At 42.4% G+C, this 23,304-nt stretch carries 16 protein-coding genes; 1 reads left to right on the forward strand and 15 read right to left on the reverse strand.

The window, feature by feature from the left end; translation table 11 throughout:
- Positions 1-171 precede the first annotated feature (171 nt).
- The 15 genes from addA to SSAL8618_RS08805 form a co-directional block, all read right to left on the reverse strand.
- The gene (gene addA, locus SSAL8618_RS08735; protein ID WP_038676730.1) at positions 172-3,825 is read right to left on the reverse strand and encodes a helicase-exonuclease AddAB subunit AddA; all 3,654 of its coding nucleotides are present in this window, start codon (positions 3,823-3,825) and stop codon (positions 172-174) included.
- On the reverse strand, positions 3,815-7,135 hold the full coding sequence (gene rexB / locus SSAL8618_RS08740; protein ID WP_038676732.1) for an ATP-dependent nuclease subunit B: 3,321 nt from the start codon (positions 7,133-7,135) through the stop codon (positions 3,815-3,817). The genes addA and rexB overlap by 11 nt, the downstream gene beginning before the upstream one ends.
- Positions 7,136-7,383: 248 nt before the next feature.
- Positions 7,384-8,757 (reverse strand): GHKL domain-containing protein, encoded by a 1,374-nt coding sequence (locus tag SSAL8618_RS08745; RefSeq protein WP_022495868.1) that lies wholly within the window; start codon positions 8,755-8,757, stop codon positions 7,384-7,386.
- Positions 8,758-8,790: 33 nt separating this feature from the next.
- Positions 8,791-10,101 carry an ATP-binding protein gene (locus SSAL8618_RS08750; RefSeq protein WP_038676734.1) on the reverse strand — a complete coding sequence of 437 codons (1,311 nt, stop codon included), beginning with the start codon at positions 10,099-10,101 and terminating at the stop codon, positions 8,791-8,793.
- Positions 10,102-10,381: 280 nt separating this feature from the next.
- Positions 10,382-12,121: a DUF6287 domain-containing protein gene (locus SSAL8618_RS08755; RefSeq protein WP_038676736.1), complete on the reverse strand. Its 1,740-nt coding sequence runs from the start codon at positions 12,119-12,121 to the stop codon at positions 10,382-10,384.
- Positions 12,122-12,130: 9 nt separating this feature from the next.
- Entirely contained in the window at positions 12,131-12,391 is a 261-nt protein-coding gene (locus tag SSAL8618_RS08760) for a hypothetical protein (RefSeq protein ID WP_002884593.1), read from the reverse strand.
- A complete protein-coding gene (locus SSAL8618_RS08765) occupies positions 12,392-13,207 on the reverse strand; it encodes an ABC transporter permease (RefSeq protein ID WP_004183421.1) in 816 nt (271 codons plus the stop codon).
- Between the two features lie 8 nt (positions 13,208-13,215).
- Positions 13,216-14,001 (reverse strand): ATP-binding cassette domain-containing protein, encoded by a 786-nt coding sequence (locus SSAL8618_RS08770; protein ID WP_002891779.1) that lies wholly within the window; start codon positions 13,999-14,001, stop codon positions 13,216-13,218.
- 9 nt (positions 14,002-14,010) lie between these two features.
- Positions 14,011-14,523: a hypothetical protein gene (locus SSAL8618_RS08775; protein ID WP_038676738.1), complete on the reverse strand. Its 513-nt coding sequence runs from the start codon at positions 14,521-14,523 to the stop codon at positions 14,011-14,013.
- Positions 14,520-16,118, reverse strand: coding sequence for an Hsp70 family protein (locus tag SSAL8618_RS08780; RefSeq protein WP_022495864.1), 1,599 nt, complete (start codon positions 16,116-16,118; stop codon positions 14,520-14,522). Before SSAL8618_RS08780 ends, SSAL8618_RS08775 begins: the two co-directional genes overlap by 4 nt.
- A gap of 325 nt (positions 16,119-16,443) precedes the next feature.
- The gene (locus SSAL8618_RS08785; protein ID WP_022495863.1) at positions 16,444-17,139 is read right to left on the reverse strand and encodes a hypothetical protein; all 696 of its coding nucleotides are present in this window, start codon (positions 17,137-17,139) and stop codon (positions 16,444-16,446) included.
- Between the two features lie 4 nt (positions 17,140-17,143).
- Entirely contained in the window at positions 17,144-17,590 is a 447-nt protein-coding gene (locus SSAL8618_RS08790; protein ID WP_022495862.1) for a LytTR family DNA-binding domain-containing protein, read from the reverse strand.
- A 210-nt stretch (positions 17,591-17,800) separates the two neighbouring features.
- Positions 17,801-19,528 (reverse strand): zinc ribbon domain-containing protein, encoded by a 1,728-nt coding sequence (locus SSAL8618_RS08795; RefSeq protein ID WP_022496198.1) that lies wholly within the window; start codon positions 19,526-19,528, stop codon positions 17,801-17,803.
- Positions 19,529-19,579: 51 nt separating this feature from the next.
- Positions 19,580-20,761 carry a DUF6574 domain-containing protein gene (locus SSAL8618_RS08800; RefSeq protein WP_022496197.1) on the reverse strand — a complete coding sequence of 394 codons (1,182 nt, stop codon included), beginning with the start codon at positions 20,759-20,761 and terminating at the stop codon, positions 19,580-19,582.
- Between the two features lie 116 nt (positions 20,762-20,877).
- The gene (locus tag SSAL8618_RS08805) at positions 20,878-22,263 is read right to left on the reverse strand and encodes a Cof-type HAD-IIB family hydrolase (protein ID WP_021143635.1); all 1,386 of its coding nucleotides are present in this window, start codon (positions 22,261-22,263) and stop codon (positions 20,878-20,880) included.
- 71 nt (positions 22,264-22,334) lie between these two features.
- Here SSAL8618_RS08805 and SSAL8618_RS08810 point away from each other — a divergent pair, with 71 nt between their 5' ends.
- Positions 22,335-23,303 carry an asparaginase gene (locus SSAL8618_RS08810; RefSeq protein ID WP_037602584.1) on the forward strand — a complete coding sequence of 323 codons (969 nt, stop codon included), beginning with the start codon at positions 22,335-22,337 and terminating at the stop codon, positions 23,301-23,303.
- Position 23,304 lies beyond the last annotated feature (1 nt).

A 23,304-nucleotide genomic window follows, 5' to 3' on the forward strand; every position in this document is an offset into this window, starting at 1 on the left:
ACCTACAAGATACTTTTTTTCATAACTATTTCCATCCTCTAATATTTTAACGAACTTACAATACTGATGGAAATCTATCGAAAAGACTGGTGTGTGCACACCGGTCTTTTTTGGTGGGATTAAGACACAAAAAACCACTCTTTCACTATGAAAGAATGGTTATGTTATAGCTTATACTTCTACGACTTCCAAGTCTTTTCCACCTAGGAGAATAAGGTATTTATCAATCTTATCTATTTGATAGGCTTGGCTGAGTGCTTTAGCATAGAGGCTCATTTGCCCTTTGTAACGTTCCTTAAGCTCACTAAGATGAGTGAAGCGGTCCGTCTTATAGTCAAAGAGGACAATACGGTCTTCAAGAAGAAGGTAGCCATCAATGATACCACGGACGACAAAGTCTTCTTTACTAGCGGGATCTTCTGCCAACATGGCAAATGGCGCTTCACGACGCAACTTATCACGGTTAGCTAAAATGAGCTTCCCAAGTTCGGTGTCAAAGAAGCCTAGTAGCTTTTCTAACTGTACACGCGCCTTGACTTGATCATCTGCGGATACCCGACTCAAGGCCTGTGTCAAATCTTGGAGGGTCACCTTGTCAGAAAGAATCAAGCGTTGCATGAGTTCATGGGTGGCTGAACCAACTGCAGCTCCAGTGACCTTCGTTTTTTGCCCAAAATCTGGAAGTTCAAAGCTAGTGGATGTCTCAAGAGGTTGTACCTCCTCTTTCTTGTCCATAATATCCACCCCTTCGGTATCCATAACAGGTTCGTAGAAGGCTTTGAGCTGGCTGGGCGTCCGCACAGATGGCAGGTCAATCGCTGGTTCATAAAGTTGGTTGAGTTTTTCAACACTTTCTAAGACAGTTAGGGCACGCTTAATGTCTTCCGTCTGGCGATTGTTAGATAGATCATCAGCATCTACTGCCGCTTGAACTTCAACCTGACCAATAGCCTCTGGAGTCAACTCCTCAGCCTCAACAAAACGAACAGTAAACTTGAGATCCTTTCTCATAAAGGCAGTATCCAAAGCCATAACCCAATCCTGGTAAGTAGCGATTTGGTCACGTAGAGCTACTGGTAGGCGATTATTTTCAACATCCGTGCCAAATTGCTGGGTCAATTTCTCCTTACTGCCCTTACCAACTAGGTAGAGTTTTTTCTCTGCACGGGTCATTGCAACATAGAGCAGACGCATCTCTTCTGAGATACTTGCTCGACGCTCTTCCCTACGATTTTCTTGGAAGGTTAAGGTCTCGAGAACAACATTTAACTTAGGCAAATTAGTGTTTACCTGGTCTTTGAGATCAGCTAGATACTTAATGCCAAGTCCTTTTTCACGGTTGATAATATACTTACCACTTAGTCCATCCTTGCTGTGACCAATAAACTTGCGATTCATCTGCAAGACAAAGACATACTTGAACTCTAGTCCCTTGGACTTGTGAATAGTCATAAGGCTAACGGCATTTTTGGGAACCAAGTCTGTCACTTCCTCTAGGTCGTTACCGCTAGAAATGATCTTATCAATCATGCCAATAAAACGAGAAAGTCCCTTAAAGCCAGTCTTTTCATAGGCATTGGCACGCAAGGCAAGGGCGTAGAGATTGGCCTGGCGTTGCTCAGCTCGTGGAAGACTGCCGACATAATCATAATAGAAACGATCGTCGTAAATCTTCCAGATGAGGTCATAGAGCGAGTGCCACTTACTGTAATCACGCCAATCTGCCAGAGTCTCAATGAAGAGAGTCAACTTGGCCTCCAGTCCTTGCGTCACGACTTCTGGATGAAGTCCTGATTTAGTATGAGCCGCAAGAAGCTTGTCATAGAATTGTCCTTTGTCAGCCTGGACAGCAATCCGAGCCAGGTCGTCCTCGTTGAAGTTAAACATCGGTGAACGAAGGAGGGCAACCAAGGCGTAGTCGTTGAGAGGATTATTGATGGCACGAAGGGTATCCAACATAATCATAACTTCTAGTGACTCTAGGTAGCTTGACTTGTACTCGTCAGGAACCAAGGGAATTCCGTGCTCCTCAAAGCTTGCCATCAAGTCCAGATAGGTGTTACGGGTTGGTGCTAGGAGGGTAATATCCTCAAAACGTACACCCTGCTTATGAAGGTTGATGATTTCTTTGATAACCAAGGAAATCTCGCCGCTACTAATAGGTTGATCAGCACCTTCTTCGTCAGGAGTTTCACTCGCTTCATCACTATTGTAAATCAGAACCTCTGTCTCATTTTCAGGATGGGGTTCTTTTTGCTTATCGCTACCCGCTACCAGCATGTGAGTCTTGTCATAGAGGATGTCCCCGATTTCCTGGTCCATGAGGTGGCTGAAAACACCATTAGTCGCATCAAGAACCTCAGATTGACTACGGAAGTTCTCTTTAAGGAGAATCAGCTTACCTGCATCTGGATTTTCAAGGAAGAGCTGAAACTTGCCATTAAAAATCTGAGGATCCGCCTGACGGAAACGATAGATAGACTGCTTGATATCCCCCACCATGAATCGGTTGTGACCGTTAGATAGGAGCTCCAACATGCGTTCTTGAGTATGACTATTGTCCTGATACTCATCCACCATAACTTCATGGTAACGGTCGCGGTAGCTGGCTGCTACCTCTGGATTTTCCTCCAGAATACGGATGGCAAAGTGGGCAATGTCCGAGAATTCAAAGGCATTTTCCTGAACCTTGGCCTGTAAATACTGGTCTGAGAAATCAAGCACAAAGGCCTGAAGCACCTCCAAGAGAGGAAGAATGTCATCATTATGCTTGGTCAAAACCTCGAGGATTGTTAGTTGGGTGTCAAGCTCTCGCAACTGGGCCACAAACTCATTTTTGGTCTTGTTGTAAGCTTCCTTGTAGGCCTTGAGTTCCTCGTCTTTAGGACGGGTCATATTGGTCAAACCAGTCCCTCCTGACAAAGTCAAGAGTTGTTTGAGAAGGTCCTCCATATCCGTTTGGTCATTGGCCAAGGCTCCTTCAAGAAGGCTAATGGCATCTGACACATTATTTAGATACTTGGCCTTGGCAAATTCACGCTGAGCTAGGCCTAGATGGTCTCTTAGGAAAGCTAGAAAATCAGCTAGCAAGCCACCTTTGAGACCGTCTAAAAGCTCATGTTTAGCCTTGACTGGATCTGCCTCTGCCTGCCCTTTTAAAAGATTTTGACGCAGCCATTTTTCAGGGTCTGCAGTGGCTTGAGAAAAGCTATAAACATCGTAAACCAGGTCACGAAAAGCCTTACTAGTCTTGCCATTTCCAGCGAAGTTACGTACCAATTTTTGGAAGAGTTGAGCATCCTTCCCTTGCATGTAATCGTTAAAGAGATCAGCATAAACCTCATTTTTCATAAGCGTTTGCTCAGCAGGGTCTGTCATGATACGGAAAATAGGTGAGACACCCAGGAGATAGCCATACTGATTGACCAATTTCTGGGTAAAGGCATCCATGGTTCCGATATCAGCTGTCCCAATCTTGGCAATCTGGTCTGAAAGAAAGGCACGCTCTTCATCTGTCTCCACCTGACCCAGCTGCTCAGTCAAACGCTTTTCCAGACGCTCTTTTAACTCACCTGCAGCCTTTACCGTAAAGGTTGAGATAAAGAGTTGGTCAATGCCAACACCACGTCCAATCATATCAAGGATACGCTCAACCATGACAAAGGTTTTTCCTGATCCGGCTGAAGCTGATACAAGAATATTAGTACCATTACTGTAAATGGCCTCAATCTGCTCAGGTGTTAACTTGCGTTCCTTGTCAGAAGCTGCTTCTTGGGCAATGCGTTCCTCAATCTCTGTTGGACTTAAAAAAGCTTTAGTCAACATTGTTGTCCTCCTGGTCTTTTTTGTCTGCTGTCACAGCTTGGTCGGTGACTGGAAAGGGGATGATTTTTTCAGCAACTTGCATCTGATTCTTGTCCTCATCTTTTGCCATCAGCTCCAAATAGGCTTCCTTCTTGCCCCTACTTGGTAAACGCAGGAGCTTCCGAGCCTGTCCCATGTGGCGGTCGGCCTCAAAATGAGTAATTGCCTTGATTTGATCTCCTTGAACAGACTTGCCATCTTCGGTATAAGGATTAACCACAAAATTACCGCTTCTAATAACTTCAGCAGCACCTGTAAAGAGCTTAATGTTGTATTCTAGCAAGGTCTCTAGGTCCTCCTTGTCGTAGGTGACAGTCTTTTGTAAATCATAGTTTCCACCAGCCAGATGCTCCGTCTCTGAAGCCACAAAAAGTCCCTTATAGGTCAATTCCTTATGAGCCTGAGCCGCTAGCTTATCCAAACCAAACTGAGCCAGATTAAGCTGTGGCTCCTGCATATGTAGATACATGGCCCCAAAAAGCTGGTCGGCATCGACCTTATAGGTTTGGCGAAGGGCTTCTAGATAGGTTACCAACTGCGGACTAAGGCCATTGTAGAATTTTTGAATGTCAAAGACATTTTTACCTGACTTGTAGTCAACGACACCCAGAGCCCCATCCGTTAAACGGTCCACACGGTCAATAATCCCTGTAATCTTGATGCTATTTGCTAAAAGCAAATCAAACTTGGCTTCCTCACGCTCAACCTTAACAGCCGCATTGTCACGTAAAACACTAGCTGTAGAACGAGCGATATCTTCCAAAATCTGACGGGACAAACGACTCTCCTGGTCCTCCGTATAGAGGAGTTCAAAGGGTTGCTCCTGATTGGTCTGAGCAATTGCCTTTTCCAGTTTATCATCGAAGTTTTCTGACGAAGAATCCCCCATGACACGCTCAAAGACACGGTGCAAGTAAGTCCCGTGGTGTCGAGCATCCGGATGGATAGATTCCAACTCTTCAAGCCCCAAGACATAGCGCAAGAAATAAAGATACTGGTTGTTATAGAAGGTTGTCAGAGCCGAAGCTGATAATTTCAGTGGTTCTTCCCCCGGAAAGACCAACTGCATGACCTGATCATCCACCTTGGTCGTCGTCACATCGTCAATTACATGTGGAATCAAGACTTGGTTCTTTTCAAGTCTCTTACGGAGATAACGCACAGCAACTGACCAGAAAGTCTGGGTTTCCTTATCCAAATCAGCATCTAGCTGACTGCTGTTAAGAGCAATGACAGTCGACAGAAGGTCCTTGTAGTTCCCAATCTGGTCGCCCTTAGCCTCGAAACGATTACGTCCCTTTTCAACCAAAGGAAGACCAAGGTCAAGAAGCTCCTTCAAATAAACCGACATGTCAACCTGCGTCTCATTGAGAATCTGTGGCTGACTAAGCACCAATTGTTCACTAGCCGCATTGAAAAGTGACATAGCCACGAAATGCCCCCGCTGACTATTGCTCTGCGTAACAATATCCAAACTCCGGTGTTCATCCGTAGCTTCATTGATACGACTACGTTCCTCGTCAGACAGGAGACTCTTATTTTGCCCTACCTTTGGAAAATGCGACTGGGTCATGCCCAAGGCAAAAACATAAGGAGCAGAATGTGGCTGGATCAAATCGTATTTTTTCACATTGACCACATCAACAGTGGCTGGGACCGTACGGTAATCACAGGCCAACATTCCCGAACGCAAAATGGACAAAAAGTCGTCCACTGACAGAGTTTCTTCCCCAAAAATAGTCTCAACCTGCTCCAAGAGTTGAGTGAAGGCCTTCCAGACCTGTTCATTCTGTTCTTTTTCGGCCTCACTGGCCTTGGCAGTCAAACTAGCCATTTGACTTGGCACTTGCACAGCCTCTAAAAAGACCACAAGTTTCTTGAGCAGACTAGACCCCTTCTGTTTGCGACTATTAAGCAACTTGTCCAAGGGCTCTACCAGTTGTGACCGTAAGGTATTGAGCTGATCCAAATCATACTTATCACGACTATTAGCCGTGAAATCAGAAAGGAACTTGTGACGCCCCTTGATGTCTGCAAAATTGACATAATACTCAAAAAGGTCTAAGTCCTCTTGAGCAAAACCACCATAAAGACCGGATTTTATGAGATTAAGCAGATCCTCAGCACGATAATTATAGCGCTTGATACGTTCCAGCGAATCCACAAACTGCACCAAAGGGTGGCTAGACATACTTTCTTCCTTACCGAAATAATAGGGAATATCAAATTTTCGAAAAATCTGACCCACCTGAAGCTTATAACTCTCCTCATCACCTAGCAAGACCAAGATATCCTTATAGCGCTTGCCATCTGCTAGCAACTGACGAATACTCTTGGCAACCTGAGCCACTTCTTCCTTTTGGTTGACCACTTCCCAAACCTGCAAAGCTTGCTTGTCCTGAGCAGTCAGCTGTTCGTCAATCGTACTAAAATCATGACGGCTCTCCAAAAGACGGCTAATACGTGCAAAAGAAGGATTCCCCTCTTTGTCTGTCGTCACATAGTCGGGTGTCACCTTATAGGTCTGAGCCAGAGTTCTCAGAAAATCCACTGAAGCTTGATAAACATTGCCATAGACAAAATTAGCCCTATAAGCCTTTTGACTAGCATAAGTCCCAATGACAATTTGGTGGCACTTATCACTCAAGTGGGCAACTAGGGCCTCCTCCTCGGCAGAGAAACGCGTAAAGCCATCAATGACCAAAACCGTGTTACCCAGTGCCTTATCCAGATGTCCTGAGGTAATTTCCTTGAAGAAGGCACTAAGTTTTGATTGATTGTCAAAATCTCCTGCCAACAAGAGATCCTGAGCCGCACTGAAAATCCTGAGCAAATCCTCTTGTTTTTCAACCTGATCCAAATGCTGCAAATCCAGAACCGTCATATTAGCCTGCTGCAACTCTTTATAAAGGTCTACCAATTGATTAATAAAGTTACTATCCTTGCGCAAACGGCCATAAACCTTGAGCTCATCATCACCCATATGCGACAACACCTTATAAAAAATCATGGCCAGACCAGTATCATCCAGCTGCGTTTTGGGGTTGCTCGTATTGAGAATAAAGTATCTCGCCATCTGAGTAAAACGAGTCACCGTAATCTCAAAGGATGCTGACTGAGGCAGGTATTCCAAGACCTTACGCTCCTTCTCAAATGACAGGGCATTAGGGGCAATATAAAATACCCTCTTTCCCTTTTGAGCATAGCTGGTTGCCTGCTCCGTCAGAATTTCTGTTAAATCCTGAGACATATCCGTATAAAGTAATTTCATAAGACGTCCCTTTCTTATCTCTACACCAGTCGTTAGGCTAAGCAAGAATTGGCATTCACTTAGCGCTAACAACCACTAATCCTTGCTATTATAACACAGAATGAAGCAACAATCAGACTCTTCCCTCGCCCCTATCTCCTCCAATGTCCTAAGTTCCTCACATAAGCACAAGCACCACAGCAAAGAGCCCTCCTTTATGGACCTGTAAGTAAAAAAAGAGCCAAATCCTCTGATTTAGCTCTACATCTTTATTTAAAAATCAATTCCTGTTTGAAGAGGTAATCACCACTGCTTGTAATCAAATTGGCATCACTATACTTCCTAAGAATATCCTTGGCTGAGTGAAGGTTAAGACCTGAGGTCTTCTTCTGGTTTTCTTCCTGCATAATGGCATCAAGGTCAACTTTTTCTTCTCGCGTCCTATTTTCCATGACGAAATGGTAACTTCCATCCTCATCATGTCGATGAAAACTAAAATTGATTTGACTGGCAGGCACCTGCTTACTCTCATCAATCGCATTACTAAAGAAAATGGATACCAACAAGGTCAAGTCAACCACGTTCATGGTAAACCCTGAAATTTCCTCAGGAATATCACAAGTCACTGGAATATTACTACGTTTAGCCTCCATCATACGAGCCGAAAGAAGGCTACGTAAGGGTAAGGACTGAATATTTTCCAGCTTAGGATTATCAATGACACGGAAACGTTCAAACTCCTTGGCACTCTCTCTAAGGACATTCTGGTACACCTGTTCGGCAAGAGCCTCTTCCTGGTCACGTACTTCCTCTGAAAATTGTTCCACAACCGTCTGATAAGACTGTCTGTATTGTAACAACTCATTGTAGAGAAGATCAATCTTTTGGTTGGCCTTGGTCAAACTATTCAAATGCCTCTTTTCCTCCATGGTCAAACTCTCTTCCAAATACTGCCGAGACAGTTGATTAAGATGGGCAATTAGGAAAATGAAAGCCACTGCGGATAAGAGAACCCAGAGCATCCGAAATCTCAACTCCAACTCTGAAGAGTAGCCAGGGAACCAACTGTCTAAATTCACACTGAGATAGATTCCCAATAAATAAATGGCCATTGCTATAGCAACTCTTCTAGAAATCTGGAGGTTCTGGAAAGAGTCATCGCTATAGACCTTCCAACGCTTCAAATCCAAGCCCAAGAAACGGTCAAATACAAAATAAAGTGGCAAAATCAAACCGTAAGATAAGAGATAGAAAAGAGCATTTGACCCTACCTCAGCGACAGGGAGATTCAAGAGAAGGGGAATAAAGAAGAGTCCCAATAAACGATAAAGTAAATCTGACGTCACCACTGGAAACAAAGTATGAAAAGCATACTGGGTCACCGACCAGGTCTTCCCTTTAGCAAGAAAGGCCAAAATCATTAGGATAAAGACATCAAAAACCATAATCATGTTAGTAATATTATACTGAATGACTACATCTAACAGGGCTAAGGTCAAGAAGACCGTCCAGGAGATACGAATGTCTGTCATTCGTTTGAAAATGGCACAATTTATCGTCAGCGTTAAAATAAGCTGAATGGCTAGAAAGGCATCTGTATCATAGAGATTTAAAAAATTTATTCCCAAAAACGATTCAAACATCGAATCTCCTTTCTATATTTTTTTTACAAGTCTTTAGTATTCAAATTGCTGTCTATAGATGAACTTATCATTCTTAAAGCTAAGTTTAGACTGAGGGTAACGCTCCATAATATCTTCGAGCTGCTCATTGATTGATAAGTGACTCTCATACGTCTCGTGGGGCGCCTCGGCACTATCTTGCGAAAGGGTTGTCTCTACAGAGAGGACCTGGACCTCACCTCTTTGGTAATAAGACATACGAACTAAACTATTTTCTTGACCATGAGCTCTCAACAAGGCATTGTCCAAGAAGGTCGTTAGAACAGCTGATAAATCCACCACATCGATATGAACTGGGGATATAGGGTCTGGAACCTCCATGATAAAATCAACGCCAACAGCATGAAACTCCATATACTTACTCTCAATGACGGAACGTAACAATTGAGAAAGCAGGTTAGAAATATCTGGCATAACCTTGCTGAAGGGAACCTCTTCATCAGATAGGTTCTGAGTGTCTCCCTCTTGACTAGTAGCCAGAACGGTATTAGCCTTCTTAGGTACGACCACCTTAGGCACTCCATCACGGTATAGCTCCTGATAAAGATGGAGGATATGCCTACTAGATTCCTGTAAGCTCTGGAAATGACGCTCCTGCTCCTCTTTCAACTCCAGAAAAAGTTCATCCTTAATCCACTGGTTGGCATAGGAAACAACGATGAAGAAGGCTCCTGTTGCTAATAGAAGGATTAACTTGGCATAATTGTTAACCACTTCCACAGGCCAGATGCTAGCAAAGTAAGGCATGAAATCATTTAGAAGCCCGTATGAAAGAAAGGCAAAACTAACCCCAATAACAATAGGGGTGAAGTGAATGCGTAAGCGCTCCTTTTCCTCGACCTGCAAATATTCATAACCAATAAAACGGTGAACCAAGAGGTATAGAGGATAGGTAACTACCACACATATAAACTCCGTTAAAGATTCTGGAATACGGCTCATCAAGTCGGCTCCCAAAAGTAAAGGAAAGACGATTAATGACAAGCCCCGTATAATGATATTGGTCGTCCCCCAGGCATAAAAACTATTAAATACCGGCTCTATCCATGGCAAGTCTGGACGTTTGTAATAACTAAAACAAAATAAAATGAGAGGATTAAGTAAAAATTTGAATCCCATAGGAAGAAAGGGAATCAAAACAACTGATAAAAGGCCACCTAATAAAAGTAGCCACCAAGAAATCTTGACTCTACCAGCTGCATGAAACATCAGATAATTGACAAAGAAAATCAAGAGCGTGTCTATAGATACTAGCCAATGAAAATCTTTAAAAACAGCAAGTAGCGATTCAATAATAGAAGTCATTCTTTTCCCCCTCTCCCTCTAATCTGATTTAAGAAACTTCCTCAAAAATCCCCTAGGAAGCCCTTTTTACAACACTACTCATTATATAGCTTTTTGTAAGTTTTCACAATAATTAATTTTCTATTAAGGTCTACAATACCTCTAAGAATCCATTTATTTATAGAAGATAGACTTACTATTAAATTAAAGTTACAAATGTAACATAAAAAGTTGAGACAATTTTATCTCAACTTTTAGATTATAAAACTACTTTTTTGAGACTTACTTTTAAGCCTAAAGTCTAGTCAGCCTTGTAGTAGAATTGTTTGGCGTCAGATTGTGGTGATGCTGACTGAGTAATCAAAATACGATCTTTAGTATTATCCGAACCGTCCACAAATCCTTGGACTGTCGGAAGTGTGACTCCCTTAGGAATAAAGAGAATACCTGCTCCGGTAATTCCCATTCTTAAACTTGATGTGAGATACCCATTCTCAAGTTTTCCATTTGTATTTTCAACAACATAATTCTCAGGAGCTGTTAAATTGTCCTTAGAAAAATTCAGACTTAAGCCATTCCCATTCTTCCAAGTCCCTTCGAGGCTTTGGAAGTTATTATCTTTGATAGCATTAACATCCATGCCTGTCTGCTCGGTCTTGGTTTCCGTTTTTGATTCTGTCTTAGCCTCTGATGAGCTTGATGTTGACTCTGATGATTGTGAAGAACTTGAAGATTCTGAGCTATCAGACGTGCCAGCACTAGAGTAATGCTTGAGCAACTCTTGGTAGGCCTCTTGCATATCATCTGGTGCTACCTTATAGGTCTGAACAGCCTTCTTATCGTAATTGCCCTTCCAGTAGTTCGTCACATAATAAACGGTACCATTAGAGCCTAGAACGATTTGGTAAGAATCCTTATCTTGGTCAACCAAATCCTTATAAAGCTTGTTGTAGCCATTATAATTGCCACCAGTTTTGTCATCAGCTGAGAAGTCCTTAAAGAGGGCTTTTTGTTCAGCAGCATCGTCTTCATACATCGCATGTTTCTTATCCTTCAAGGTATAAAGACGGAAGGATGATGTTGGGCTATAGTCTGCGGTCTTACCACTATTGTCATTAATCCCTAAAGCAAAGGAATCAACCGTGTTTTTATAATCCTTGAAATCATAGTTTGAGACTTCCTTGCCATTGATGATACCACTTGGAACACCAGTAATATGTTCATAGCCATCCGCATTGATGAGATTAGCAAGGATGGTAATCGTTTGGCTGCTACCTTTTTCCTTAGGTGCCTTAAATGAAAGGAAGGTTGGACTACCATCATTGACCTTGGTGATGCTGTCAAAGCTACTTTGAACTAAAACAGCATCCTTGGCATAATCAGACTGATAGAGCCATTTCCCAAAGGCTTCTGTGATAGACTTAATGTCTTCAGTCGAATAGTCTGCAATATAAGTGGTTTCCTTATCACCATTGACATCAGTCTTAGTCTTGATATCTGCATTTGGCTTATTTGGATCGTTAGAAGACGATTCTGAGCTTGCATCGCTACCAGAGGATGAACTACTTGATTCCAAAATATCCTTAATAATACTTTTAACTTGGCTACTTGAAGAACTAGACGAAGCCTCGCTAGACTCAATGACTTCAGAGCCTCCCTCAACCTGAGTATAGGTATCTGATTCAGTCATTTCAACCTTTGCATCTCCTCCAGGTACCATACTTGGTGTGATACGGATAGTACCGTCTGAGTTGCCGTTAGTTCCAGGCAACTTAAAGCTCAAAGAACGGTCTTCGCCGGCTTGGGCATTAGCCTGATAAGTATCCCCGGTCTCCGTATTTTTGACTTCGTATTTGTCTCCCTTGATCTTACGAACTTCAAAACGCACCTTGTTCCCGGTATTCTTATCGACAACGGTTGTGGCATAAACTCTTGAAGACGATGTAAAAGCCGTGCTCTGAGTGTATTTTCCAAGTACCATGAAGACCAAAAAGACAATCAAGGCTAAACCGATAAACTTTTTATGTTTAAACTGTTTCATGAGGTCCTCCTAGATAAATAGATAGCCAACAACATAGCCAAAGAGAGCAATACAAATCAAGAGCAAAATTTCCAAAACTAAAAACCAGCTAAACTTGAGATCACCCAAACCAACCTTAGACAAAACTTGTCTGAATTTAGAATTTTTCTGTCTGCTCAAGCCACTAGAAAGAGCAAAACCAGTCTTAGCAGCTTCTGCGACTTCCTTATCACTTGGCTTGCGACCATGCTGCACTTGGAAGTCAATCAGCCATTCATCATATTGTTGCATTTATTTCTCCTTCTTCTGAAGTGTGACGAAAAAGAGTAGGGCATAAACGAGGCAATGAAGCACCAAGGCCCACCATTGTCCCCAGAATTCGCCTGTAGACCCTTGAAAGGCCTCCAACTGGCTCTTAGGGACTGGGACTCCGTACTTAGCCAAGCTCGATGGCAAGTCTGACAAGTCACTAGAAATCCCAAAAAGCTTGTGGCCATAACCAAGATAGATAAATTTTTGTACCCAATCAATGGCTTTGGGCAAAGACAGGATAGTTCCCGACAATGAAAATTGCATGATACCCACAACGACTGCTAGGATAACAGAGGTAATCTCAGATTTGCCAACCAAGGCTGAGATAAAGAGGGCAATAAAATGCGACGCCAAGAAAACCAGGAGCACTGTAATCCCAACTTCCCAACGGTAGGAACCAAAAATATGACCAGCATCTGGAAATTCCTTGTCAAAGAACTTACTAAAGACAGAGTAAGATAGGATAAAGACAATGGTTTCCAAAACGGCAAAGAAGGCGTGAATCCCCATACTAGCCAAGGCGAAGGCTGAACGACTCAAACCTGAGAAAAAGTCACGGTTGAGGACCGAGCGTTCCTTAGAAATATAAATACTGTTTTGAACCACAATCAAGAGACTGGTTGAGAAAAGCAAGAGAAAGAGGGTCATTCGAGTTGTTTCGAAATCTTTCAAAAATCCCTTGTCTTGGATATAGAGAATTAAGCCTTCAAAAGCGACAATGCCCAGAAGAACCTTCACAAAATCCATGTAGTGGTGTTTAAATTTATACCAACTTAATCGTAATGCTGCGTTCATAAATCTCCCTAAATCTTGTAAATACGTGTTGAAGCATTGAGCTCTTGGTAGACATCTGCGATATTCATATCCATATATTTACGAATCATATAAGGATCGCTAGTCTTGTATTCCAAAAGCAACTCTTCATAGGTTCCTGCAAATGTCGGACGTCCCTTAGACAAGAAGATGATCTTGTCAAAAATAGCCAAATTTTCTGTATTGTGAGTAATAACCACAATAGACTTGTTAGCTGATTTAGCCAAGATTTTCAAGGTACGTAAGAGATTACGATCACTAAGGGCATCCAAACCTGAAGACGGCTCGTCAAGGATAAAGTAGGGACTAGGGCTAAGAAGCTCAATACCAATAGAGACACGGCGTTTTTGCCCACCAGAAAGCTCTGAGATCTTCTTATTAGCAAATTCCGTCAAGCCTAAATCATCCATGATGCCTGCAATGCGATGCTTTTTAGTCAGCTTACCACTCCCTTTCAGATGGTGGTCCGCATAAAAATCAAAGGTCTCAGATACCTTGAGGTACTCACGTAGGAGATTTTGTTGGGGCACATAGGACCAAGAGCGTGAGCCAGCAGTCACAGGTTTGCCATTTTCTAAAATACGAAATTGTTGGCAAGTCGGTTTAAGCTGGCCTAGGAGAATCTCTGTTAAAGTTGTTTTCCCTGAACCAGAAGCACCCAAGATACCGACAACTTGGCCAGTCTCCATAGTAACATCCAAATCTGTAAAGAGCTGGTTATCATTTCCCTTATATTTGAAACAGATATGTTCAAATGTTAATTGATTGGTTTCCATTAATATCTCCTAAGACATAAGTAACATCAAAGCCACAATTAGAATGGCCCCGATAATAAGAACGATGACATTGATATTGAAGAAGAGAATCAAGCTTAGTAGAACCACAAAGGCGAAGGCTGCAAAGAGGTAATTTTTAAGAGGTGACTCTTTAGTCTGAGTCACCGCAACAGGTTCAAAAGGGATTTCCTTTTTACCTGATACATTGCTAGCACCAGTGGTCGTCCCCTTGTCAACTTCCAAGGCCTTTCTCTGAGCCTGTCTGAGTTTTCGGTCATATTGTAACTTCTCATGGTCTGAGAAAAAGATTGAGCGAATCGTGTAGAGCTCACTACGCAAACGCTCACCTTCTTTATCTAAGGTACCATTTGTCCAGAGCTCCTCCAGCTCCTCACGTAAAAAGGAAAGGGCCACGAAACAATCTTGAGCCGACATCTCTGGAGAGATACGGTTACTGACCTCTCTTAAATAGGGCACTTCCTGTCCTGTCTCTGTATCAATTGCTTTGTAGTAGTCTATCATGAGATGAATTTAGCAAAAATAGCTTGAAGTTCTGACAAATCTTCCTTAACCACTTCTTGGGTTTGGTTGACTTGTGCATTGACTGAAAAGCGTGCCACAACAGTATTGCTTCGAGGGTCCGACACTGTCACGGTAACAATTTGTTCTGAGTCAAAGGCATAGGTGACTTGTGCCAAGAGCTCACCTTTCTGACGAGGTTGTGGCACTTGCCCTTCCACTTGTCCCAAAATCTTCACAGCAAATGGATTTTCATAATTTCCTTCTGTGATACGAAGTTTAAACTTACTCTGTCCATCCACGACCGCAAAGAGATCCTTGGTAACAGCCAAAGGCAAGACTGAGTTACGTGGAACCACGACACTATTATAGTAGTCACCCACAAAACTGTAGTTCTTGTTTGGATTTTTCTTGAAGAGCAGACCGATTCCCTGAGAGGTCACATCCTTGACAACCACTCTATCTGTCTCAGTTGTCTTACCATCCTGGTGCTCAGAGAAGCTAACCTCATTATTGACGATAAGGTCAGCCAAAATAGAAGCCCCTTGTGCCACGATAGTATCTGGATTAAGGTCAAACTTAGGTTCCAAACCACTCATCAAACGAATCATCTGACGAATCATTGGCATACGTGTTGACCCACCCACAAGGAGAATATGGTCAATCTCTTCCCATTTCAAGCCAGATGCTTGAAGGGTAGATTGCACCTTGATTTCAGTATCTTTGAGGAGGTCCAAGGTAATTTCATTGAAAATCGCTTGAGTTATCAAGACACCGTAACCTTGACCATTGACATAGTGCTCATAGAGAGCTTGGTCATTCACAGATAGACTAGTCTTAATCTGCTCAGCCTTATATTGAAGTTGAATTTTTTCCTTCTCGGAAAGGTTAGTCATATTGACCCCTTGTTTTTCCAACTCCTGCATGATGTAGCCCACAAGACGCTTATCAAAATCAATCCCACCAAGGCGTGAATTCCCGTCAGTTGCCAAAATATCATAGGCATGATCAGCCACGCGCATGATGGTAACGTCAAAAGTTCCTCCACCTAGGTCGAAGACCAAGACATTCCCTTGAGCATTTTTAGTGTGGGCATAGGCAATGGCCGCAGCTGTAGGCTCATTGATAATACGCAAAACATTAAATCCTGCAATACGACCAGCATTCTTAGTTGCCGCACGTTGATCTGACGTAAAGTAGGCAGGCACTGTGATAACAGCATCCTTGATACCATCTGCTTGGCCCATCTCCTGCCCAACTACATAGGCACGTTTACGAAATTCGTTCAAAACCAAGGCCGAAAGAATAATAGAATTGACACGTGTGTGGTCTGGTGTATCACTAGCAATGGGACGCCCAATATCACGTTTAAAATCAAATTTAAAGTTTTCTGTACTTCCGATTTCTGTCCCACGTTCAATGGCTTCCTTACCAAAAGACACATGATTTTGGCCACTAATATTTGAGAAATAAACCGCTGAACGTAAGACCTGATCGTCATTCGTCCCCATCGGAATAATCTCTGGCACATCTTCACGAACAACAGCCATAACGGAATTCGTTGTTCCTAAATCAATACCAATCGCTTTTTTTCTCATAACAATTTCCCTTCTAGCCTCATTTTGAGTTTACTTGACTATCGCTCCAAGCAGGCATCCGCTTAGATTATCTCCATCATCGCTGTCACATAAAACTTCAAAAGAGTAAAGTTATTCCAGTCTAGTTTTTTTCACTATACTATATTATCACAAAAAAAGAGACTATAAAATAGGAAAAAAGGGAGTAGGACCGAACAACTTTTTAAAAATTGTTCCTTGTCCCACTCCCTTGAGTATTAGTTGATTTGAAAGACTTGATGAACTTAGAAATCCCAGAGCTATTGCCCTCCTAAATTGTCATGTTTATAGCAACCTCTCTCCTAACTTAATCAATCGAACTCTCACCAACATAGATAATTTCTAAATTACCCAAGGAAACATCGCCTTTGATGTAGAAGTCCTTGCTGGTCAAATTGCTAGGATTTTCCTCATGCTGTACAGCTGAAAGCGAATTATCCACATTCACATGTACTCGCCAATCACTGGGCACATAGAGGCTAAGACTTCCAAGAGAAACGTCCACATCAAACTGGGCTGATGGCCCCTCAATACGGCAATTATCAAAATAAACGGAAGCCTGCCCTAAACTAACATCTGCACTCCCATGCGTAAATTGCTGGTCATTAAGATACTTGGTCACTGCTGAAAAAGTGACATCAATATCATTTCCTCCATTATTAGCGTCTGAACCAGTTGCACCCAATCCAAAACGATTCTTTGTTTTACTAGAAGAATTGAAGAGAATGTTCAAGCCAATAACTGCAAGAATGGAAGAAAAGATAAGGACCGAATTAGATACTGGAAGAAAATGGAACTGTCCATTGAGTGAAAAAAGAGCCACAATACCATAGGCGAAACCAAGACCAAAATGTCGCTTCAAAAGACTAGAAAGGGATAAAATAGCTAATAAGACCACCCAGGCCAACATCCAAATACTAATTTCCCATTTTATAAAGTAGTCCTGTACAATTACTAAAGCTGCCAAAAGGATCAAGAGGATCCCAATTAATTTCTTTCTCATTATCTTACCTCATTTCGTTTAGTCGTTCTTTTAAAACTTGATAGTAGCGTCTTGATACATGGACCTGCTTGTGGGTCTGATAGAAATTCACCGTACTGGTCCCTGAAAAAGACTTCTCCAAAGAATAAATCTGCTTAGCATTAACAATCGTCGATTTGGAAATCCGACAAAAGGCAATCGGAAGCAATTCTTCCAATTCGTAGAGTTTTTGCTTTACCTCATAGGCCTCATCCTTAGTATGACCATAAATTTTCTCCCCGTCTGTTTCAAAAAAGAGAATATCTGCCAAATCCAGAAAATATTCACTGCGATTCTTGTAAAAGGCTAACGGAACTAACTTTTGCTTTAGAATAGACTCTTGGAGCTGGGCTAATTCCTGTGTTAACCGAGGAGCTCGAATCAAGATTTCAGGCTCATCCATGGATGGGTCTAATTCGATTCTAACTTTCATAAGACTCCTTTCCTGTCCTTTTGATGTTTCCATTATAACAAGTGCTTTACACAAAACAAGGCCTTTTAGGTAAGTGGCACAGTTTAGCCCCTAAGAGGTTAAAACAGACAAACAAAAGAACCTGGCTGTTGCCAAGTTCTCATTTTTAGTGTGGAGGACTCCCCTCCCATTTGTAATCTGTTCAATGCTAACTAACTGAGCAAGTAACTACTACTTCACAGTATCTTCACGACTCACTTTTTGTGATTCACCAGCCTTACCATTGATACGGTAGTCGCTGTAGTTAGAACCACTACTGCTAGAGTCACTATCGTCACCAACATATTCCACATTACATGACCAAGAGATTTTATCTTTGATATCTCCTGATGACTTAAATTTCGAATCATAACCATAATAGAAATCATAAACTGCTGTGAAGGTCACCTTGAAGGTCTTCTCACCAGTCTGAACGACTTCTGTGACGTCAACGTCTGAGAAAGAAATACTATCAGCAGCACGGTTTTTAGCACCCGTAGTATTTCTATCAATATCAGCCGTTACATCCTTGTACATGGTATCATCAGTACCATTTAGGAAAATGTCAGATACACCATCTGGTGTCGTGTTGTGATTAGAAGCGTAGCTGCCAAATTTACCGTAGGCAGCAGTCAAGAGACGATCTGCCGTATCACGATCAAGAACACCATCAGCATCTAGAGTAACCGTTTGACCTTCAGAAATTTTCTTAATAGACAATGTCTCTGTCTTGATAGAGCTACCATCTTCGAAATTCTTCTTAACATAAACGGCTGACGAACCAGCTACTGCTACCTTGTTAACATCTAGTTTCCCTGAGTTAAGAGTTCCAATCTTAGTACCACCAACGTAGAGGTCTCCATCCTTAAGATTAGACTTAACAGTAAAGCTGAGATACTCTACAGAAAGGTTGACTTCTGTTTTAGAGGTCACATTTTCCTCAGATGAGACAGTGATATCTTGATCATTTACCTTACCAGAAGCCACAAAATTGTAAGTTCCTGGATAGAGATGATTCAATTTAGCCGTGTAGTTATTACCATCTGTAGTAGCGTAAGAAACCCCGTTAATAGTCACATTCAAATCAGCTGTATTAACGGTCAAATCAACCGTTCCAGGATCTACCACGATTCGCCACTTAGGAAAAATAAGGAACTGACGTCCAACCTTTTGCATACGTTCACCAGACATGAGTTGGCTCTTGCTATAGGCTTGTGTACTTTTAGTGTCTGTGTACTTAACTTCAGATGTTTTAATTTCCTTTTTAGTATCAGACCATACTTGGTATTCCAAGCTATCTTTAAAGCTCTTCTTAGCTGCTGCTTCATAACGCTCTGCTACTTGACCACGTGAGTAGTAGTAAGAACCAAAGCCGTAACTAGCAAGTGCTAAGACTGCTGAAACAACACCAGCAATAATCAGGATTTTCTTCCCTTTAGCCATAGCTGGCTTGGCTGGTTTCGCAGCCTTACCATCTGAGATAAACTGATGGATGGTTGATACATCATAACCTGAAGACTTACCAAGTAGGAATTCCTCAGGAAGAGGCTGACGTCCAACATAGGTTTTAAAAGCCTTCATCCAGATAGCTTGTGCTTCTTTAGAAGCGGCCTCTGAATTTTCTTCAGCTTGACCTTGATCTGCTTGAGATACTGGTGCAAGCTCCTCAGTTTCTAAAGGAGTTGTTTCCTCTTCATCACCAAGCGGTACATCTTCAAACACTTCCTCGGCAACGTCATACTCATCAACTTCTTCTGTTGGTTCAGAAGGAGTGGCTTCTTGGTCCAAGCCCATTGCCGCAATGCCTTTAATAGCCTTTAAGTCAAAGTCTGCTTTCTGGCCTTCTTCAATCTCCAAAGCATGGGGCGGACGACCAACTGCCTTTTCAAATAAATCAATCCACTTTTCTTTTGTTGCCATAAAGACTCCTATAAACTTACTTTTTCAAAAAATGCTAGAGGTTTACTTAGATTAGAATAGAAGACCTACTGTAAATGATGACATGATAGCAAATACGATTGCAAACAAGATTGACAAAATCACACCATTCAAAAGTGCTGCCAAAATCATTTGATAGAATTTATCAGCCTTCCACGCTGTTGTTACAGGAACAATTGTAAAGAGGTTAGCAAGTGCAAATAAGAAGTAAACAACATAGAACAAGAATCCTGGGAAGGCTACAAGTCCAATAGCTCCCAACAAGATTGTTACGAGCAAGATTGGCAAGGCCAATGACGTCAAGCGACCAAAACGGTCAAAGCTATTCAAGAAAGTAGTCTCAGGATCACGGAAAATTGCCTTACGTGTTACAAATCCTGCCAAGATAAAGGCAAAGATAAAAAGGAAGGCAGCTAGGATACTAGCAAAGAAAGCTCCAAAACCAATGCTTGATGTCTGGCTTGAAACTGAAGATGAGTAAGCATCTGTTCCATAAGAACCAAAAAGGTTACTCAATGCGTTTGTTGTTGATACAATTGAACTAACCACTTTACGTGCCACAGCGCTCAAGATTGCAAAGAAGGCAAGTCCAGTAAAGAGTGACAAGAAGATATAGTTAAGCCAACCATTGTGTTTACCATAATCTGTCATGTCAGCTGGACGACGCCATGCATTAAGCAACCATGTCCAGTAGTTTTTGAAAGTTGTCGCAAATGCTGATGGTTGGGCTGGAACAACTACAGCTTGACCGTTGATAAATTGAACGTTTTGACCTGGTTGAAGAGGTTGACCGTTAGCAAAAGCTGCTTGTTGACCAGCTTGAGCATTGGCAAAACCAGCTTGTGGTTGTGCTGCCTGATTTGGCACTCCTTGTACTGGAGCAGCTTGAGCACCTGCAAAGGTTGGTTGAGGTTGTGCTGCCTGAGCATTTGTAAAAGAAGCTTGCGCTTGTGCGTCTTGTGCACTCGCAAAAGTCGGCTGTGGTTGCGCTTCTTGGGCACCAGCGAAAGTTGGCTGTGGTTGCGCCTCTTGGGCTGGTGTTTCTTGAACATTAGCGAAAGCTGGTTGCGCTGGCGCTTCTTGTGTTGGGGCAGTTTCTACTGCTGGTGCGTCATCTTGGAACTCACCAGCTGCAAGTGCTGCTGCAATTTCTTCTTCAGTCGCTGAACGACCATTGATGGCTTCAAAAAAGTCTAACCAATCTGCTTTAGTCATAATAATCTCCTTAAAAATACATAGAATGTCTTTATTTTATCACAAATAAATACATTAATAAATGTCATTTTTATTAGAAAAAGGCTTGGAGCAAACTGTCCAAACCTTTATATTTTCTATTTACTTCTTTGTAGAGATTTTTGAATCTGACGATCTAGCTCACGTTTAATGTGTGGTTCTGGTGCAAATCGCGCTTCCCAATCACTTGGTTTAAGAATTTTGTGAGTCACAGGATCAAAGTGAGCTTTGCCATCTGGGAAAATTTTACCCATATTAGCCTCATGAACAGTATCAAAGAAAGGCTTAGGATCCACACCCATAAGGACAAATGAGCCATAGGTCAAGTAAAGCAAGTCAGTCAATGCATCCACCTGACCAACCATAGTTGACTCTGAGTGCTCTTTAGAACTAACTTTGAGCGCTGCCTTATCAAGAGCAGCATGCAAATCCAGAACAGCCTGACCAAAGACACGCTTGTCCCCACCTGATGAAGCATAGAGGAATTCGACAATTTCTTCCAACTTGAAGTCCGAACGGTGACTAGCTTCCTCAATACCGTAAACACGAGGCATATCGGTAGTTGAGCCATCCATCAAATGGTGGAAATCCTTAACCTTGTTGAAGTTGTCATCATCACTGGTAAATGAATTCTCTGTTTCAAAGTGAATCAAACCGTAGTGTGACAAGGCTTTGGCAATCCCATTCTGGTTATTAGTATCAGTGACATGGGTAGCCTGGTCTTTCAGTTCGTCTTCACCATTACCCATGGCAACACCAATGCCGACGCCAGACAGCATTTCTAGGTCATTTTCCGAATCCCCAAAGGCCATAACCTCACTGAGTTCGAAACCAAAAACCTCACCTAGATGAGCGATACCTTTTAACTTAGATTGGTCCGCTGAAATAATATCGGCTGAATAAGGACTTGAACGGGTAATCTTCACATGAGGAAACTTTTCTTCAATATCTTGTGTTTCCCCCACCGTCGCTACCATAACCACCTGATAAATAGGCTCACGCATGATAGTCTTAAGAGTCTCAATACTTTGTGGCTTGAAACGACGAATCAAAGACTTGAAACTACGTTCCACCATCTTAGCCCAGGACTTAGGGACAATACGGCTGACGATTTGTCCAAACTTACTCGTTCCCATACTAATAATATTGGAACCAACAAGACCTGTGCTAGTCCCTAGAGAAATCTCTCTACGGTGCTTGGTGGCATAGCGAATCAAGTTGTAGACTGTTGATTTAGGGAGCTGATTTTGATACAGGACCTTGTCATGAGTCAAAATATATTGACCATTATAAGTGACTGCAAAATCCAGACCCAGATTGTCCATGAAAGGCTGAACAAATCCTGGACCACGACCTGTTGCCAAACCAACCAAGATACCATCTTCCTTCATTTGACTGATAGCTTTTTTGGTTGAACTTGACACACGTTTTCGGTCATTTAGAAAAGTCCCATCAATATCAAAAAAGACTGCTTTAATGGCCACAGAGCTCCCCTCCTTCTAACATATTATGCTAAAATAAATTATAACATATAATATAATGGTGAGTAATATAAATGACAAAAAAAATCCTAGTCCTTCACACTGGAGGAACAATTTCCATGTCAGCGGATAATGATGGCAAGGTCAGTCAAAACGCTGATAATCCCATGAACCATGTGGGGCTTGATTTAGACAATTTAGAACTAACCGTTCTCGATTTTCTTAATATCCCTAGCCCACATATCACACCCTACCACATGCTGGATATTTACAAAAAAATCAAGGAAACAGCTGGGCAATATGATGGTGTGGTCATCACCCACGGAACAGATACTCTGGAAGAGACAGCCTACTTCCTAGACACCATGGCCGTCCCTGAGATTCCAATCGTCCTAACTGGTGCCATGCGTTCGTCGAACGAACTAGGAAGCGACGGAGTCTATAACTATCTCTCAGCCCTACGTGTTGCTAGCGACGACAAGGCCGCTGACAAAGGAATCCTGGTCGTTATGAATGATGAAATCCATGCAGCCAAGTATGTGACTAAGACCCATACCACAAACGTGGCAACCTTCCACACACCAACCCACGGTCCACTAGGAATCATCATGAAGCATGACATCCTCTGGTTCAAAACTGCAGAGCCTCGGGTTCGTTTTGACTTGGAACAAATCACAGGAACAGTACCAATCATCAAGGCCTATGCTGGGATGGGTATCGGAGATGGAATCATCAGTCTCCTAGACCCTGAAAAGATTGATGGCGTGGTTATCGAGGCACTAGGTGCTGGAAACCTCCCACCATTGGCTGCAAGAGAAATCACAAATCTTATGGAAAAAGGAGTCCCTGTTGTGCTCGTTTCCCGCTGCTTCAACGGTATCGCCGAACCTGTCTACGCCTATGAAGGCGGGGGAGTCAAACTCCAAGAAGCTGGCGTTATGTTTGTTAAAGAACTCAACGCACCAAAGGCTCGCCTCAAACTCCTCATCGCACTCAGTGCGGGACTCAAAGACCAAGAATTGAAAGACTATATCGAGGGATAAG

This window comes from Streptococcus salivarius, from assembly GCF_000785515.1.
In the GTDB taxonomy this organism is placed as follows: domain Bacteria; phylum Bacillota; class Bacilli; order Lactobacillales; family Streptococcaceae; genus Streptococcus; species Streptococcus salivarius.

What these genes read in the sequence shown, in the direction of transcription:
- SSAL8618_RS08800 (WP_022496197.1), bottom strand. Translation starts at nt 20,761, where the DNA reads ATGACTAAAGCAGATTGGTTAGACTTTTTTGAAGCCATCAATGGTCGT.
- SSAL8618_RS08810 (WP_037602584.1), top strand. Translation starts at nt 22,335, where the DNA reads ATGACAAAAAAAATCCTAGTCCTTCACACTGGAGGAACAATTTCCATG.
- SSAL8618_RS08785 (WP_022495863.1), bottom strand. Translation starts at nt 17,139, where the DNA reads ATGAGAAAGAAATTAATTGGGATCCTCTTGATCCTTTTGGCAGCTTTA.
- SSAL8618_RS08765 (WP_004183421.1), bottom strand. Translation starts at nt 13,207, where the DNA reads ATGAACGCAGCATTACGATTAAGTTGGTATAAATTTAAACACCACTAC.
- SSAL8618_RS08790 (WP_022495862.1), bottom strand. Translation starts at nt 17,590, where the DNA reads ATGAAAGTTAGAATCGAATTAGACCCATCCATGGATGAGCCTGAAATC.
- SSAL8618_RS08770 (WP_002891779.1), bottom strand. Translation starts at nt 14,001, where the DNA reads ATGGAAACCAATCAATTAACATTTGAACATATCTGTTTCAAATATAAG.
- SSAL8618_RS08760 (WP_002884593.1), bottom strand. Translation starts at nt 12,391, where the DNA reads ATGCAACAATATGATGAATGGCTGATTGACTTCCAAGTGCAGCATGGT.
- SSAL8618_RS08745 (WP_022495868.1), bottom strand. Translation starts at nt 8,757, where the DNA reads ATGTTTGAATCGTTTTTGGGAATAAATTTTTTAAATCTCTATGATACA.
- SSAL8618_RS08795 (WP_022496198.1), bottom strand. Translation starts at nt 19,528, where the DNA reads ATGGCAACAAAAGAAAAGTGGATTGATTTATTTGAAAAGGCAGTTGGT.
- addA (WP_038676730.1), bottom strand. Translation starts at nt 3,825, where the DNA reads ATGTTGACTAAAGCTTTTTTAAGTCCAACAGAGATTGAGGAACGCATT.
- SSAL8618_RS08755 (WP_038676736.1), bottom strand. Translation starts at nt 12,121, where the DNA reads ATGAAACAGTTTAAACATAAAAAGTTTATCGGTTTAGCCTTGATTGTC.
- SSAL8618_RS08775 (WP_038676738.1), bottom strand. Translation starts at nt 14,523, where the DNA reads ATGATAGACTACTACAAAGCAATTGATACAGAGACAGGACAGGAAGTG.
- SSAL8618_RS08750 (WP_038676734.1), bottom strand. Translation starts at nt 10,101, where the DNA reads ATGACTTCTATTATTGAATCGCTACTTGCTGTTTTTAAAGATTTTCAT.
- rexB (WP_038676732.1), bottom strand. Translation starts at nt 7,135, where the DNA reads ATGAAATTACTTTATACGGATATGTCTCAGGATTTAACAGAAATTCTG.
- SSAL8618_RS08780 (WP_022495864.1), bottom strand. Translation starts at nt 16,118, where the DNA reads ATGAGAAAAAAAGCGATTGGTATTGATTTAGGAACAACGAATTCCGTT.